Source organism: Tenacibaculum aquaeponti (assembly GCF_052084715.1).
In the GTDB taxonomy this organism is placed as follows: domain Bacteria; phylum Bacteroidota; class Bacteroidia; order Flavobacteriales; family Flavobacteriaceae; genus Polaribacter.
Map to the genome: position 1 here is coordinate 3,850,933 of NZ_CP197288.1, position 17,659 is coordinate 3,868,591.

Below are 17,659 nucleotides of genomic sequence, written 5' to 3' on the forward strand. Positions count from 1 at the left end.
ATGTTACTCCAGTAAGCATTTTAAGTTGTGTTGGAGGTCCAGAATACAGTATTGAGGTTAATTCAGGAACAGGAAGCTACAGTTATGTAGTTGAAGATCCAAGTTCAACAAGTGTTGCTACTGGCACAATAGCAGTAGGAACAGGAGTAAGCAGTAACTTTACTTTACCATTAGGTACAGCATTAGGAACTTATACTGTTAGAGTTACCGATACAGGTTCAGGTAGTTGTGTTGTAAGCAAGACCTTTGAAGTAGTTGCACCAGTTGATCCAGTATTTACAGTAAATGCTATCGATGCTACATGTAACGGAAGTGCTACAGGACGTATTGAAGTAACAGTAACAGCAGGCTTAACTCCATTCACATACAGTTTAGTTCAAACATCAGGATCAGGCTTAGGAGCAGGAGAAGGGGATTATGATCCGGTAAGTGGCGCTTTTACTAATGTCCCAGCAGGAACATATACAGTAACTTTAACTGGAGCAAATGGATGTTCAACAGATGTTACCGGAGTTATAGTAGATGACAATCCATTATTAACGGTTGTAGCACCAAGTGCAGTTCAATTTGGATGTAGTACAGGTAACACTGTTGATAATGCTACATTAAGTATCGATACTGCATCAGGCTCAGGAATTTCAGGAGGAAGCACAGTGTATAACACCGTTGAGTTATACTTAGATGTTGCCCCATTTGGAGATTTTGATACAAGTTTAGATACAGAGATTACAGCTGTAACAGTAACAGGAACAGTAAAAACTTTCAGTATATCTGATACTGCAGGAGGTAACTATTACATTAGGGTATTAGATAGTGAAGGGTGTGAGAGTTTCTCAGCAATGACTACAATCAATGCATTTGATGAATTACAAGATATCATCCCGAGTCAGAATGATGCGATTAGTTGTGTTAATGGTGGAGAATTAATAGATATAATCTTTAATTCAAGTTTAACAGTAACAGGAGCTACGGTTGTTATTTCAGATAATACAGGCGCTACAGTTGAGACGATCAATAATGTTGATAGTGGAGTAAGTGTAACAAATACTACACGATTAGCAGCAGGAGTTTACACAGTAACAGTTACTCATCCAGTAACAGGCTGTGAGTTAAGTTCGAGTTATGAAGTTGTTGATGTACCAAATCACTTAATCAATGTAACTCAAACGGCACCAGTTGTTTGTTTCGGCTCAAGTACCGCAGCAGTAGAGATTATCTTTGATAGTAGTACCCCATATACAGGCGGATATACTTATACAGTATTTGATGCAGGTACAGGAACAGCTACTGCTATCACAGGAAGTGGAACAGGAAATGTAGTAGAATCGATTACAGGTTTAGCCGCAGGCGATTACTTTGTTAGAGTAGCTATGACAGCGTTCCCAGACTGTACAAGAGATACAGCTACGTTTACCATATCAGGTCCAACAGGAGCTATTAGTTATACAGCGGTTCCAACAGGAATTACCTGTACAGGCGATAGTGATGGAAGTATCCGTGTAGACGCAGTTACAGGCGGATGGGGCGGTTATGAATACCAATTAGCTCCAGACACAGGTTCAGCTACCCCAGGAGGAACAGCAGCAGTTGCTTACAGTGGAAATAACTTATTTGAGAATTTATTACCAGGAGATTATATCGTAACTGTACGAGATACCAATGGATGTGAGGTTGCACAGAATGTTAATGTATCAGATGTTACTCAGGTTAACTTTAGTGTTACCAAGAATGACAATGCATGTAGTACAGATGGAGGAGAGATTACAGTTACTATTGCAGATGGAAGTTCACCATACACAGCAACGTTAAGTGGAGCATTAGGATCAAGCTTTACTTTAACAGGAGCGAGTCCATTAGTATTTAGTGGTTTAGTAGCAGATGATTATACGGTTTCAGTAGTTGACAGTAATAACTGTCCAGCAGCAGGAGCACAGAATATTACAATTAACCCAGATTTAGACTTTGATGTTACTCCAGTAAGCATTTTAAGTTGTGTTGGAGGTCCAGAATACAGTATTGAGGTTAATTCAGGAACAGGAAGCTACAGTTATGTAGTTGAAGATCCAAGTTCAACAAGTGTTGCTACTGGCACAATAGCAGTAGGAACAGGAGTAAGCAGTAACTTTAATTTACCATTAGGTACAGCATTAGGAACGTATACTGTTAGAGTTACCGATACAGGTTCAGGCAGTTGTGTTGTAAGCAAGACCTTTGAAGTAGTTGCACCAGTTGATCCAGCATTTACAGTAAATGCTATCGATGCTACATGTAACGGAAGTGCTACAGGACGTATTGAAGTAACAGTAACAGCAGGCTTAACTCCATTCACATACAGTTTAGTTCAAACATCAGGATCAGGCTTAGGAGCAGGAGAAGGGGATTATGATCCGGTAAGTGGCGCTTTTACTAATGTCCCAGCAGGAACATATACAGTAACTTTAACTGGAGCAAATGGATGTTCAACAGATGTTACCGGAGTTATAGTAGATGACAATCCATTATTAACGGTTGTAGCACCAAGTGCAGTTCAATTTGGATGTAGTACAGGTAACACCGTTGACAATGCTACATTAAGTATCGATACTGCATCAGGTTCAGGAATTTCAGGAGGAAGCACAGTGTATAACACCGTTGAGTTATACTTAGATGTTGCCCCATTTGGAGATTTTGATACAAGTTTAGATACAGAGATTACAGCTGTAACAGTTGCAGGAAGTGTTAACACATACAGTATCTCAGATACATCAGGAGGGAATTTCTATGTGCGTGTTGTAGATAGTGAAGGGTGTGAGAGTTTCTCAGCAATGACTACAATCAATGCATTTGATGAATTACAAGATATCATCCCGAGTCAGAATGATGCGATTAGTTGTGTTAATGGTGGAGAATTAATAGATATAATCTTTAATTCAAGTTTAACAGTAACAGGAGCTACGGTTGTTATTTCAGATAATACAGGCGCTACAGTTGAGACGATCAATAATGTTGATAGTGGAGTAAGTGTAACAAATACTACACGATTAGCAGCAGGAGTTTACACAGTAACAGTTACTCATCCAGTAACAGGCTGTGAGTTAAGTTCGAGTTATGAAGTTGTTGATGTACCAAATCACTTAATCAATGTAACTCAAACGGCACCAGTTGTTTGTTTCGGCTCAAGTACCGCAGCAGTAGAGATTATCTTTGATAGTAGTACCCCATATACAGGCGGATATACTTATACAGTATTTGATGCAGGTACAGGAACAGCTACTGCTATCACAGGAAGTGGAACAGGAAATGTAGTAGAATCGATTACAGGTTTAGCCGCAGGCGATTACTTTGTTAGAGTAGCTATGACAGCGTTCCCAGACTGTACAAGAGATACAGCTACGTTTACCATATCAGGTCCAACAGGAGCTATTAGTTATACAGCGGTTCCAACAGGAATTACCTGTACAGGCGATAGTGATGGAAGTATCCGTGTAGACGCAGTTACAGGCGGATGGGGCGGTTATGAATACCAATTAGCTCCAGACACAGGTTCAGCTACCCCAGGAGGAACAGCAGCAGTTGCTTACAGTGGAAATAACTTATTTGAGAATTTATTACCAGGAGATTATATCGTAACTGTACGAGATACCAATGGATGTGAGGTTGCACAGAATGTTAATGTATCAGATGTTACTCAGGTTAACTTTAGTGTTACCAAGAATGACAATGCATGTAGTACAGATGGAGGAGAGATTACAGTTACTATTGCAGATGGAAGTTCACCATACACAGCAACGTTAAGTGGAGCATTAGGATCAAGCTTTACTTTAACAGGAGCGAGTCCATTAGTATTTAGTGGTTTAGTAGCAGATGATTATACGGTTTCAGTAGTTGACAGTAATAACTGTCCAGCAGCAGGAGCACAGAATATTACAATTAATCCAGATTTAGACTTTGATGTTACTCCAGTAAGCATTTTAAGTTGTGTTGGAGGTCCAGAATACAGTATTGAGGTTAATTCAGGAACAGGAAGCTACAGTTATGTAGTTGAAGATCCAAGTTCAACAAGTGTTGCTACTGGCACAATAGCAGTAGGAACAGGAGTAAGCAGTAACTTTACTTTACCATTAGGTACAGCATTAGGAACTTATACTGTTAGAGTTACCGATACAGGTTCAGGCAGTTGTGTTGTAAGCAAGACCTTTGAAGTAGTTGCACCGGTTGATCCAGCATTTACAGTAAATGCTATCGATGCTACATGTAACGGAAGTGCTACAGGGCGTATTGAAGTAACAGTAACAGCAGGCTTAACTCCATTCACATACAGTTTAGTTCAAACATCAGGATCAGGCTTAGGAGCAGGAGAAGGGGATTATGATCCGGTAAGTGGCGCTTTTACTAATGTCCCAGCAGGAACATATACAGTAACTTTAACTGGAGCAAATGGATGTTCAACAGATGTTACCGGAGTTATAGTAGATGACAATCCATTATTAACGGTTGTAGCACCAAGTGCAGTTCAATTTGGATGTAGTACAGGTAACACCGTTGACAATGCTACATTAAGTATCGATACTGCATCAGGTTCAGGAATTTCAGGAGGAAGCACAGTGTATAACACCGTTGAGTTATACTTAGATGTTGCCCCATTTGGAGATTTTGATACAAGTTTAGATACAGAGATTACAGCTGTAACAGTTGCAGGAAGTGTTAACACATACAGTATCTCAGATACATCAGGAGGGAATTTCTATGTGCGTGTTGTAGATAGCGAAGGGTGTGAGAGTTTCTCAGCAATAACTACAATCAATGCATTTGATGAATTACAAGATATCATCCCGAGTCAGAATGATGCGATTAGTTGTGTTAATGGTGGAGAATTAATAGATATAATCTTTAATTCAAGTTTAACAGTAACAGGAGCTACGGTTGTTATTTCAGATAATACAGGCGCTACAGTTGAGACGATCAATAATGTTGATAGTGGAGTAAGTGTAACAAATACTACACGATTAGCAGCAGGAGTTTACACAGTAACAGTTACTCATCCAGTAACAGGCTGTGAGTTAAGTTCGAGTTATGAAGTTGTTGATGTACCAAATCACTTAATCAATGTAACTCAAACGGCACCAGTTGTTTGTTTCGGCTCAAGTACCGCAGCAGTAGAGATTATCTTTGATAGTAGTACCCCATATACAGGCGGATATACTTATACAGTATTTGATGCAGGTACAGGAACAGCTACTGCTATCACAGGAAGTGGAACAGGAAATGTAGTAGAATCGATTACAGGTTTAGCCGCAGGCGATTACTTTGTTAGAGTAGCTATGACAGCGTTCCCAGACTGTACAAGAGATACAGCTACGTTTACCATATCAGGTCCAACAGGAGCTATTAGTTATACAGCGGTTCCAACAGGAATTACCTGTACAGGCGATAGTGATGGAAGTATCCGTGTAGACGCAGTTACAGGCGGATGGGGCGGTTATGAATACCAATTAGCTCCAGACACAGGTTCAGCTACCCCAGGAGGAACAGCAGCAGTTGCTTACAGTGGAAATAACTTATTTGAGAATTTATTACCAGGAGATTATATCGTAACTGTACGAGATACCAATGGATGTGAGGTTGCACAGAATGTTAATGTATCAGATGTTACTCAGGTTAACTTTAGTGTTACCAAGAATGACAATGCATGTAGTACAGATGGAGGAGAGATTACAGTTACTATTGCAGATGGAAGTTCACCATACACAGCAACGTTAAGTGGAGCATTAGGATCAAGCTTTACTTTAACAGGAGCGAGTCCATTAGTATTTAGTGGTTTAGTAGCAGATGATTATACGGTTTCAGTAGTTGACAGTAATAACTGTCCAGCAGCAGGAGCACAGAATATTACAATTAACCCAGATTTAGACTTTGATGTTACTCCAGTAAGCATTTTAAGTTGTGTTGGAGGTCCAGAATACAGTATTGAGGTTAATTCAGGAACAGGAAGCTACAGTTATGTAGTTGAAGATCCAAGTTCAACAAGTGTTGCTACTGGCACAATAGCAGTAGGAACAGGAGTAAGCAGTAACTTTAATTTACCATTAGGTACAGCATTAGGAACGTATACTGTTAGAGTTACCGATACAGGTTCAGGCAGTTGTGTTGTAAGCAAGACCTTTGAAGTAGTTGCACCGGTTGATCCAGCATTTACAGTAAATGCTATCGATGCTACATGTAACGGAAGTGCTACAGGACGTATTGAAGTAACAGTAACAGCAGGCTTAACTCCATTCACATACAGTTTAGTTCAAACATCAGGATCAGGCTTAGGAGCAGGAGAAGGGGATTATGATCCGGTAAGTGGCGCTTTTACTAATGTCCCAGCAGGAACATATACAGTAACTTTAACTGGAGCAAATGGATGTTCAACAGATGTTACCGGAGTTATAGTAGATGACAATCCATTATTAACGGTTGTAGCACCAAGTGCAGTTCAATTTGGATGTAGTACAGGTAACACCGTTGACAATGCTACATTAAGTATCGATACTGCATCAGGTTCAGGAATTTCAGGAGGAAGCACAGTGTATAACACCGTTGAGTTATACTTAGATGTTGCCCCATTTGGAGATTTTGATACAAGTTTAGATACAGAGATTACAGCTGTAACAGTTGCAGGAAGTGTTAACACATACAGTATCTCAGATACATCAGGAGGGAATTTCTATGTGCGTGTTGTAGATAGCGAAGGGTGTGAGAGTTTCTCAGCAATAACTACAATCAATGCATTTGATGAATTACAAGATATCATCCCGAGTCAGAATGATGCGATTAGTTGTGTTAATGGTGGAGAATTAATAGATATAATCTTTAATTCAAGTTTAACAGTAACAGGAGCTACGGTTGTTATTTCAGATAATACAGGCGCTACAGTTGAGACGATCAATAATGTTGATAGTGGAGTAAGTGTAACAAATACTACACGATTAGCAGCAGGAGTTTACACAGTAACAGTTACTCATCCAGTAACAGGTTGTGAGTTAAGTTCGAGTTATGAAGTTGTTGATGTACCAAATCACTTAATCAATGTAACTCAAACGGCACCAGTTGTTTGTTTCGGCTCAAGTACCGCAGCAGTAGAGATTATCTTTGATAGTAGTACCCCATATACAGGCGGATATACTTATACAGTATTTGATGCAGGTACAGGAACAGCTACTGCTATCACAGGAAGTGGAACAGGAAATGTAGTAGAATCGATTACAGGTTTAGCCGCAGGCGATTACTTTGTTAGAGTAGCTATGACAGCGTTCCCAGACTGTACAAGAGATACAGCTACGTTTACCATATCAGGTCCAACAGGAGCTATTAGTTATACAGCGGTTCCAACAGGAATTACCTGTACAGGCGATAGTGATGGAAGTATCCGTGTAGACGCAGTTACAGGCGGATGGGGCGGTTATGAATACCAATTAGCTCCAGACACAGGTTCAGCTACCCCAGGAGGAACAGCAGCAGTTGCTTACAGTGGAAATAACTTATTTGAGAATTTATTACCAGGAGATTATATCGTAACTGTACGAGATACCAATGGATGTGAGGTTGCACAGAATGTTAATGTATCAGATGTTACTCAGGTTAACTTTAGTGTTACCAAGAATGACAATGCATGTAGTACAGATGGAGGAGAGATTACAGTTACTATTGCAGATGGAAGTTCACCATACACAGCAACGTTAAGTGGTGCATTAGGATCAAGCTTTACTTTAACAGGAGCGAGTCCATTAGTATTTAGTGGTTTAGTAGCAGATGATTATACGGTTTCAGTAGTTGACAGTAATAACTGTCCAGCAGCAGGAGCACAGAATATTACAATTAATCCAGATTTAGACTTTGATGTTACTCCAGTAAGCATTTTAAGTTGTGTTGGAGGTCCAGAATACAGTATTGAGGTTAATTCAGGAACAGGAAGCTACAGTTATGTAGTTGAAGATCCAAGTTCAACAAGTGTTGCTACTGGCACAATAGCAGTAGGAACAGGAGTAAGCAGTAACTTTACTTTACCATTAGGTACAGCATTAGGAACTTATACTGTTAGAGTTACCGATACAGGTTCAGGTAGTTGTGTTGTAAGCAAGACCTTTGAAGTAGTTGCACCAGTTGATCCAGTATTTACAGTAAATGCTATCGATGCTACATGTAACGGAAGTGCTACAGGACGTATTGAAGTAACAGTAACAGCAGGCTTAACTCCATTCACATACAGTTTAGTTCAAACATCAGGATCAGGCTTAGGAGCAGGAGAAGGGGATTATGATTCGGGAAGTGGCGCTTTTACTAATGTCCCAGCAGGAACATATACAGTAACTTTAACTGGAGCAAATGGATGTTCAACAGATGTTACCGGAGTTATAGTAGATGACAATCCATTATTAACGGTTGTAGCACCAAGTGCAGTTCAATTTGGATGTAGTACAGGTAACACTGTTGATAATGCTACATTAAGTATCGATACTGCATCAGGCTCAGGAATTTCAGGAGGAAGCACAGTGTATAACACCGTTGAGTTATACTTAGATGTTGCCCCATTTGGAGATTTTGATACAAGTTTAGATACAGAGATTACAGCTGTAACAGTAACAGGAACAGTAAAAACTTTCAGTATATCTGATACTGCAGGAGGTAACTATTACATTAGGGTATTAGATAGTGAAGGGTGTGAGAGTTTCTCAGCAATGACTACAATCAATGCATTTGATGAATTACAAGATATCATCCCGAGTCAGAATGATGCGATTAGTTGTGTTAATGGCGGAGAATTAATCGATATAATCTTTAATTCAAGTTTAACAGTAACAGGAGCTATGGTTGTTATTTCAGATAATACAGGCGCTACAGTTGAAACGATCAATAATGTTGATAGTGGAGTAAGTGTAACAAATACTACAAGATTAGCAGTAGGAGTGTATACAATAACTGTCACACATCCAACTACAGGTTGTGAATTAACTACAACTTACAATGTAGAGGATGTTATAGATCATATTATTAATGTTTCTCAAACAGCACCAGTTGTTTGTTTCGGTTCAAGTACAGCAGCAGTAGATATTATATTTGATGCAAGTTCTCCATATGCAGGCGGATATACGTATACGGTATTTGATGCAGGTACAGGAACAGCTACGGCTATTACAGGAACAGCTACATCAGGAAATACTCCTCAAACAATTACAGGTTTATCAACAGGAGATTACTTTGTTAGAGTTGTAATGAATGCATTCCCAGACTGTACAAGAGATACAGGAGTATTTTCTATAGCAGGTCCAGCTGCAGTTTTAAATGCTACATTAACAACTACGCCAATTAATTGTGCTACTAATGATAGTGGTGAAGTTACAATTAATGCTGTAGGCGGATGGAATGGATATGAATATCAATTAGTAAATACTACGACTTCGACCACAGTTCAAGCTTTTGGAACTAATAATATTATTGGAGGTTTAACAGCAGGAACTTACGAGGTAACTGTTAGAGATGCCAATGGATGTCCATTTGTAGATACATTTACATTAACAGATCCTACAACAATAGATTTTATCCCTCAAGTAACAACTCAAATAGAATGTGAGGGTGATGAAACTGCAGTAGTTACTGTGACAGGAGTAACAGGAGGAGCTCAAACAACAAGACCTGTATATTCTTATAGTTTAGAATTTCCTGATGGAACTTCTACAGCAATTCAGTCTTCTAATGTATTTAGTGGATTAGGTGCAGGAGTTTATAAAGTAACAGTTTACGATGAATTTAACTGTAGAAATACGTTGAGTGTAACGGTTAATGAACCTTCTGAAATTGTTGCATCTGCGGTTATTACAGGAAACATTACATGTACTGTTCCTAACGCTACAGTAGAAGTAAGTGGAATTGGTGGAACTGGATCTTATGAGTATAGTATTGATGGAACAACGTTCGTAGCATCAAATGTATTTACAGTACCAGCAGGAGATTATAATTTTTATGTTAGAGATGCGAATAATTGTATTTCAGTTCCATTTGTAGTCTCAATCCCAGCTTTAGAACCATTAGTGGCTACATTAGATGATTCTTTAGGATTTATTACTTGTAATGGTAATGCTGATGCCGTTTTATCTGCAACTACAGTAGGTGGTTTAGGAAGTAACATGTATGAATTAATAGATGTTAATACTTCTGCTTCAGTTGCTGGTCCTCAGGCTGATAATATATTTAGAAATATTGGGCCTGGTGAATATTTAATCAGAGTAACAAGTTTAGATTGTACAGCTGATACACGTCCAGTTACTATTACTGATCCAGATCTTTTAGTAACTACTCCAACAGTAGTTAATGTAAGTTGTAATGGATCAACAGACGGTAGTATCACTTTAAATACAATTGGAGGTACAGGTGCTTATGTTTACGAGATAAATACAGCTCCAGGTAGATTCCAATCAGAAAATGTGTTCAATAACTTAGCTGCAGGTATCTATAGAATTACTGTGCTTGATGAAAATGGATGTCCGAATATATTAGATGTCGAAGTATTTGAGCCAACTGTTTTAAATGCAGAAATAGATATTACATCTGTTGTACAACAACCATGTGTAACAGATCCAGCACCATCATTTACAGTCAATATTACAGGAGGAACACCTCCATATACATTAAGATTAAGTGATGGTAGCGCACCAGTAACATTAGGATTAACAGAAACTAGTTATACATATAATAACTTAAATTCTGGTCAATCTTATGCAGTTATCGTTACAGACTCTAGAGGATGTAGAATACCAGATCCTTTAAGAGTTCAGTTCGAGGCAGCAGTAGATTTAGGATTTGAAACACCAATTGTTTCTTATGATTGTTCACAACAAGCTACTATTACAGCTACAGTTGCTGAAATTTATAGAGATGAAGTAGTTTATATGTTAACTGGTCCAGAAAGTGCAAGTAACGATACAGGTATTTTCCAAGTGAATACACCAGGAACTTATACTGTTGAAGTTACACATGCAGTAGGATTAGGGTGTACACCTCCTTCAGAACAAGTTACTGTATCAGCAATATCGCCATTACAATTAACGATTGATGATTCACAATTAAATACTTTAATAGCAAATGCTTCAGGAGGTATTGGACCATTTGAGTATAGTATAGATGGAAGTGCTTTTACATCAGAGAATACATTTATAATAAATCAAACAAGAGATTATGTAATAACAGTAAGAGATTCTAGAGGTTGTGAAGAAACAGTAACTGTAAGAGGAATATTTATTACGATAGAAGTTCCAAACTATTTCACACCAAATGGAGATTCACAACAAGATTATTGGTATCCTGTTAAAGTACAACCGTATCATAATTTAAAAGTTTATATTTATGACAGGTATGGTAGACAGTTACAATTATATTCAGGAGTTCAACAAGGTTGGGATGGAACATATCAAGGAAGACCATTACCTTCAGGTGATTACTGGTATACAATAGAATTTACAGAAATTACTGGTGAAGAGAAAAGATTAATAGGACACTTTACGTTATATAGGTAAAAAATAAAATGAAGAATACATTTTTAGCATTTGTGCTACTGATTTTCTCAGTAGCACGTTTATCAAGCCAAGAGAATGACTTACCCCAATATGTCAATCATATGGCTGATAATCCTTTTTTAATTTCGCCCGCTTATGCAGGTATTGGAGCTGGATTTCAGCTTCGATTAAATGGAGTTAGTCAATGGTTAGGAGTTAAAGAAGCTCCAGATACTCAATCTTTAAGTTTAGAAGCTAGGTTAGCTGAAAGATTTGGAGGAGGATTAACTATTTTTAATGATAAAAATGGATTTACAACACAAAAAGGTGTACGTTTATCTTTAGCTAGCCATTTAACATTAAGTGATCTTTATGATAGTTTTTTATCATTAGGTTTGAGTTATAGTTTTATACAGTTTGGAATTGATACTACAGATTTTATAGATCCTTTAAGTCCAGGAACACCTGTGAATTTGCCTAATAGAGTTTTAAACTCTTCAAATTTTGACATTAGTATGTTATATCGATTCGGAAGATTTGCTATTAGTGGTAATGTTGTAAACTTGTTAGATAAAAAGATAGATGATTTTACAACAGGTGAACCAGAAGTACTAAGAAGATATTCTGTTTATACAAATTATAATTTTAGGATAAATAGAAATACAGAGTTTGAACCTTCTGCTTTTGTAGAATATTTTGAAGCCAGTCAACGTTCTAGAACAGATATTAATGTAAAATTAAGAAGACGTATTAGAGATGGATATATTTGGGGAGGATTAAGTTATACTTTCTTAAACGATCAATTCTTTACTCCAAACGCGTTAGCTCCATTATTTGGTATAAAAAAGAATAAATTGTATTTATCTTATGGTTTCAGTATCACAACAAATGAAATCATCGGATTCAACAATGGTACTCATATGATAACATTAGGGTTCGATTACGATCGTAGACCAAGTTTGGCTCGATGTACAAGAAAGATGATTATGTTCTAAGAAATCATATCATAAATAATAAAAAAGCCTCAAGTAAGATAACTTGAGGCTTTTTTATTCTAATTTTGCAGAGATGAATAATAGTGAATCAACAAATCTTAATAAATTTATTAGTTCAACAGGAATTTGTTCTAGAAGAGAAGCAGAAAAACTAATTGTTGCAGGAAGAGTTACGATTAATGGAAAACCAACTCAACTAGGAAACAGAGTTTTTGAAGGAGATATTGTAAAAGTTGATGGCAAACCATTAAAAGCAAAACCAAAGACGATTTATATAGCTTTAAACAAGCCTATTGGTATAGTTTGTACAACTGATAGTAAAGAGAGAAAGAATATTGTAAAATTTGTTGGTCATCCGCAACGGTTATTTCCTATCGGACGATTAGATAAACCTTCTGAAGGGTTAATTTTTTTAACGAATGATGGAGATATCGTAAACAAGATATTAAGAGCAGGAAACAATCATGAAAAAGAATATATAGTTACAGTAAACAAAGAGATTAATGATCGCTTTATAACTAGAATGGGAAATGGAATTCCAATTTTAGGAACAGTAACTAAAAAATGTAAAGTCACTCAAATTAATCCCAACACATTTAAAATCATACTAACACAAGGCTTAAACCGTCAAATTAGAAGAATGTGTGAGTATTTAGATTACGAAGTAACCAAGCTTAAAAGAACTCGTATAATGAATGTTGAATTAGGAAGTTTGAAAACAGGAGAATGGAGAGAACTTTCTAGTCACGAAATGGATAAGATTAATCAATTAGTTAAAAGCTCTGTAAAAACAGAAGAAGCTTCAAAAGAAAAAGCACCACAAAAGAAAAAAAACACCCAAAAGCCTAAAAGTTTTAAATCTAAATTTGGTAGACAAAGAAGAAACAGATAATACTATATTCTTCAAAAAATAAGAAACTTTTAACGAAGTGCTTTTTAACATTTAACTTACATGCGTATCTTTGTCGCCTATGCAATTCGAATTAAAACAAAAAGACCCTAAAAGTAAGGCAAGAGCTGGAGTAATAACAACCGATCATGGTACTATAGAAACTCCAATATTTATGCCTGTTGGTACAGTAGCTTCAGTAAAAGGAGTACATCAATCTGAACTTAAAGACGAGATTAATCCAGATATTATTTTAGGAAACACCTATCATTTATATTTAAGACCAAAAACAGATATTCTTGAGCAGGCCGGTGGATTGCATAAATTCATGAATTGGGATAGAAATATTTTAACTGATAGTGGTGGTTATCAAGTATATTCTCTTTCAGGAAGAAGAAAAATTAATGAAGAAGGTGTAAAATTTAAGAGTCATATTGATGGTTCTACACATTTTTTTACACCTGAAAATGTAATGGAAATTCAACGTTCTATTGGAGCTGATATTATTATGGCTTTTGATGAATGTACTCCGTATCCATGTGATTACAACTATGCAAAGAACTCGATGCATATGACACATCGTTGGTTAAAACGTTGTATTAATCACTTAGAAAAAACGCCACTTAAGTACGATTACAATCAAACTTTATTTCCAATTGTTCAAGGAAGTACATATACCGATTTGCGTAAACAATCAGCTGAATTTATAGCTTCAGTAGAGGCAGAAGGAAACGCAATTGGAGGATTATCTGTAGGCGAGCCGGCAGAAGAAATGTATGCAATGACAGATGTTGTTTGTAGTATTTTACCAGAAGATAAACCGAGATATTTAATGGGAGTTGGAACTCCAATTAATATCCTTGAAAATATTGCTTTAGGTGTAGATATGTTCGATTGTGTAATGCCTACTAGAAATGCTAGAAATGGTATGTTATTTACAGCACACGGAACAATAAATATTAAAAATAAGAAGTGGGAAAATGACTTTTCTCCAATCGATGATATGGGAATTACTTTTGTAGATACACTATACTCAAAAGCCTATTTACGTCACTTATTTGCTTCAAAAGAATTATTAGGGAAACAAATCGCTTCAATTCATAATTTAGGTTTCTATTTGTGGTTGGTTAGAGAAGCTAGAAAACATATTTTAGAAGGAGATTTTGCAGTTTGGAAAGACAGAATGGTAAAACAAATGAGTAAACGATTGTAAATTGAAAATACTCGATTGGTACATATTAAAACGTTACTTAACTACGTTTCTGTTTACACTGCTTATTTTAATACCTATTGCAGTAGCGATAGATATTGCAGAGAAAATCGATAAGTTTTTAAGACACGAAAACTTAACCTTTTTCGAAGTAGTAAATGATTATTATAAGAATTTTATTATTTACTATGCAAACACTTTTATGCCTTTGGCGCTGTTTTTAGCGGTAATTATATTTACTTCTCGATTAGCAAATAATACTGAAATTGTAGCAATTAACAGTTCTCAAATTTCATTTACACGTTTTCTGTATCCTTATTTCATAGGAGCTACTATTGTTACTATTATTGCTTTAGGAATGAATCACTATGTAGTTCCAAGTAGTAGTAAAACAAGAAAAAAGTTTGAAAGAACTTATTTAAAGAAAAAACGTTATCAAGATCAAATTGTAAAAGAATTTAGCCTGCAATTAAATGATAGTACTTACATGTATGTGCAGAATTATAATTTAAAATCTAATTCAGGAAGTAATTTTTCTACATCAATTTATGAGGATAGAAAATTAAAATTCAAATTAATTGCTGATCATATTCGTTGGAAGGATACGATATTTAAACTTCAAAATTGGAAAGCTCGAAAGATTTATAAAGATCGAGATAGTATTTGGTTTGGAACTTCAATGGATACTGTATTTAGTTTTACTCCAAAGGATTTCAATTATAAAACAGCAATGGCTCAAGAAATGCCTTCAAATGAGTTAAAAGAATTCATAAAAATATCAAAGAAAAGAGGGGTTAAAAACTTAAACGCTTATTGGGTAGAATTATATAAAAGAACTAGTTTACCTTTAGCATCATATATTTTAACTATTATAGCTGTAGCATTAGCTTATAAAAAGAGAAGGGGAGGAATAGGTGTAAACTTAGCTTTTGGAATTGCAGTTATGTTTGTTTATGTCTTTTTCTTAAAAGTAGCAGAAGTTTTAGGAGCTGTAGCTGGAGCTAATTCATTACTTAATGTTTGGATGCCGAATTTTATATTCGGTACATATGCTATTTATCTCTATGTCAAATCAAGAAAATAAACTTAAGAATTATCTTTTACTACACTTAATCGTATTTATCTGGGGATTTACAGCCATTTTAGGAAAGTTAATATCTATAGATGCTATTCCTTTAGTTTGGTATAGAATGTTAATAGCTGTAGGTTTTATAGGTTTATATTTTGTAATCAATAATAGATCTTTTACGTTAACTAAAAGAGCTGCCGTAGAGTTTTTAATCACAGGAATTATCATTGCAATTCATTGGATTACTTTTTTTAAAGCCATTAAAGTTTCTAACGTTTCTGTAGCTTTAGTAACCATGAGTACAGGTGCTTTTTTTACTTCTTTGCTAGAACCAATTTTTTTCAAACGAAGAATTAAACCTCTAGAAATGATATTAGGCTTACTAGTTGTTTTTGGCTTATATATCATTTTTAGTTTCGAAAGTAAATACACTTTAGGTATTATTTATGCGTTAATTTCTGCATTTTTATCTGCTTTATTTGCAGTATTAAACGGACTCTTTGTTAAAAAATATGAAGCTGATTCTATTTCGTTTTATCAATTGTTTTTTGGAGTTGCTTTTGTAACTGTATATCTAGCTTTTTCAGGAAGTTTTACAGCTGAGTTTTTCAATTTACTAGCTACAGATTGGTTATATCTAGTTATTTTAGGGAGTGTATGTACAGCTTATGCTTTTATCGCTTCTGTTAAAGTGATGAAATATTTAACTCCATATACAGTAATGTTAACGATAAACTTAGAGCCAGTTTATGCAATTATACTAGCATTAATAATATTTAAAGAAAAGGAACAGATGAATGTAGAGTTCTATTATGGAGCATTTATAGTACTTTTTGTGGTGTTGTTAAATGGTCTAGTGAAAAATTCTTCAAAAATTAAAAAGAAATTACAACGATAATTTATTATGTTTGCTTAACAAACAGCAAATAAAATCAAACTTTAATAAATGGAATATTTAGATTTTGAAATGCCAATTAAAGAGTTAGAAGACCAGTTGGCAAAATGTCATGATATTGGGAAAGAAAGTGAGATAGATGTTACTGAAACATGTAGTAAGATCGAAAAGAAGTTAGAAAAGGCAAAGAAAGATATTTATAAAAACTTAACTCCTTGGCAACGAGTACAATTATCTCGTCATCCAAACAGACCATACACATTAGATTATATCAAAGCGATTTGTGGAGATACGTTTATGGAGTTACATGGAGATAGAAATGTTCGTGATGACAAAGCCATGATTGGTGGTTTAGGAAAAATCGGAGATCAATCTTTTATGTTTATCGGCCAACAAAAAGGATACAATACAAAAACACGTCAGTACCGTAATTTTGGTATGGCAAATCCTGAAGGTTACCGAAAAGCCTTACGTTTAATGAAAATGGCTGAAAAGTTTGGAATTCCTGTAGTAACGTTATTAGATACTCCAGGTGCTTATCCAGGTTTAGAAGCTGAAGAGCGTGGACAAGGTGAAGCTATCGCAAGAAATATCTTTGAAATGACTCGTTTAAAAACTCCAATTATTACTATTGTTATTGGTGAAGGAGCTTCTGGAGGTGCATTAGGTATAGGAGTAGGAGATCGTGTTTACATGATGGAAAATACTTGGTATACTGTAATTTCTCCTGAATCTTGTTCTTCTATTTTATGGCGTAGTTGGGAGTTTAAAGAACAAGCTGCAGCTGCTTTAAAATTAACTGGTGATGATATGAAAAAGTTAAAACTTATTGACGGAATCATTACTGAACCTGTTGGTGGAGCTCATGCCGATAGACAAGGTGCTTTTGAAGCAGTTCAAGAGCAAATCTTAAAAGCTTTTGATGAATTAAGAGATTTAGACGAAGTTAGTTTAATTGCCAAAAGAATGGATAAATATGCTAATATGGGAGTTTACAAAGAATAGTAAACTAAATACATAAAACAAAAAACTCGCTGATTCCAGCGAGTTTTTTGTTTTATGTATAAGTAAAAATTATTTTTAGCTTTCCA

At 35.8% G+C, this 17,659-nt stretch carries 7 protein-coding genes (1 of these 7 cut by a window edge); all 7 read left to right on the forward strand.

Annotation, left to right across the window (positions count from 1 at the left end; all coding sequences use genetic code 11):
* Nucleotides 1-11,531, forward strand: partial view of a T9SS type B sorting domain-containing protein gene (locus ACSIGC_RS17465; RefSeq protein WP_442266048.1) — the end only. It extends 17,968 nt beyond the left edge of the window; the window shows 11,531 of its 29,499 coding nt (coding positions 17,969-29,499); its start codon lies off the left edge, out of view; the stop codon is at nucleotides 11,529-11,531.
* An 8-nt stretch (nucleotides 11,532-11,539) separates the two neighbouring features.
* Nucleotides 11,540-12,505 carry a PorP/SprF family type IX secretion system membrane protein gene (locus ACSIGC_RS17470; RefSeq protein ID WP_442266049.1) on the forward strand — a complete coding sequence of 322 codons (966 nt, stop codon included), beginning with the start codon at nucleotides 11,540-11,542 and terminating at the stop codon, nucleotides 12,503-12,505.
* Nucleotides 12,506-12,578: 73 nt separating this feature from the next.
* Nucleotides 12,579-13,397: a 23S rRNA pseudouridine(2604) synthase RluF gene (rluF, locus tag ACSIGC_RS17475; protein WP_442266050.1), complete on the forward strand. Its 819-nt coding sequence runs from the start codon at nucleotides 12,579-12,581 to the stop codon at nucleotides 13,395-13,397.
* Between the two features lie 79 nt (nucleotides 13,398-13,476).
* Nucleotides 13,477-14,607: a tRNA guanosine(34) transglycosylase Tgt gene (gene tgt / locus ACSIGC_RS17480; protein WP_299682315.1), complete on the forward strand. Its 1,131-nt coding sequence runs from the start codon at nucleotides 13,477-13,479 to the stop codon at nucleotides 14,605-14,607.
* A gap of 1 nt (nucleotide 14,608) precedes the next feature.
* Nucleotides 14,609-15,688 (forward strand): LptF/LptG family permease, encoded by a 1,080-nt coding sequence (locus ACSIGC_RS17485; RefSeq protein WP_442266051.1) that lies wholly within the window; start codon nucleotides 14,609-14,611, stop codon nucleotides 15,686-15,688.
* Nucleotides 15,669-16,571 (forward strand): DMT family transporter, encoded by a 903-nt coding sequence (locus ACSIGC_RS17490; RefSeq protein WP_442266052.1) that lies wholly within the window; start codon nucleotides 15,669-15,671, stop codon nucleotides 16,569-16,571. Before ACSIGC_RS17485 ends, ACSIGC_RS17490 begins: the two co-directional genes overlap by 20 nt.
* Before the next feature lie 48 nt (nucleotides 16,572-16,619).
* Nucleotides 16,620-17,573: an acetyl-CoA carboxylase carboxyltransferase subunit alpha gene (locus tag ACSIGC_RS17495; RefSeq protein ID WP_442266053.1), complete on the forward strand. Its 954-nt coding sequence runs from the start codon at nucleotides 16,620-16,622 to the stop codon at nucleotides 17,571-17,573.
* The last annotated feature ends 86 nt before the right edge of the window (nucleotides 17,574-17,659 follow it).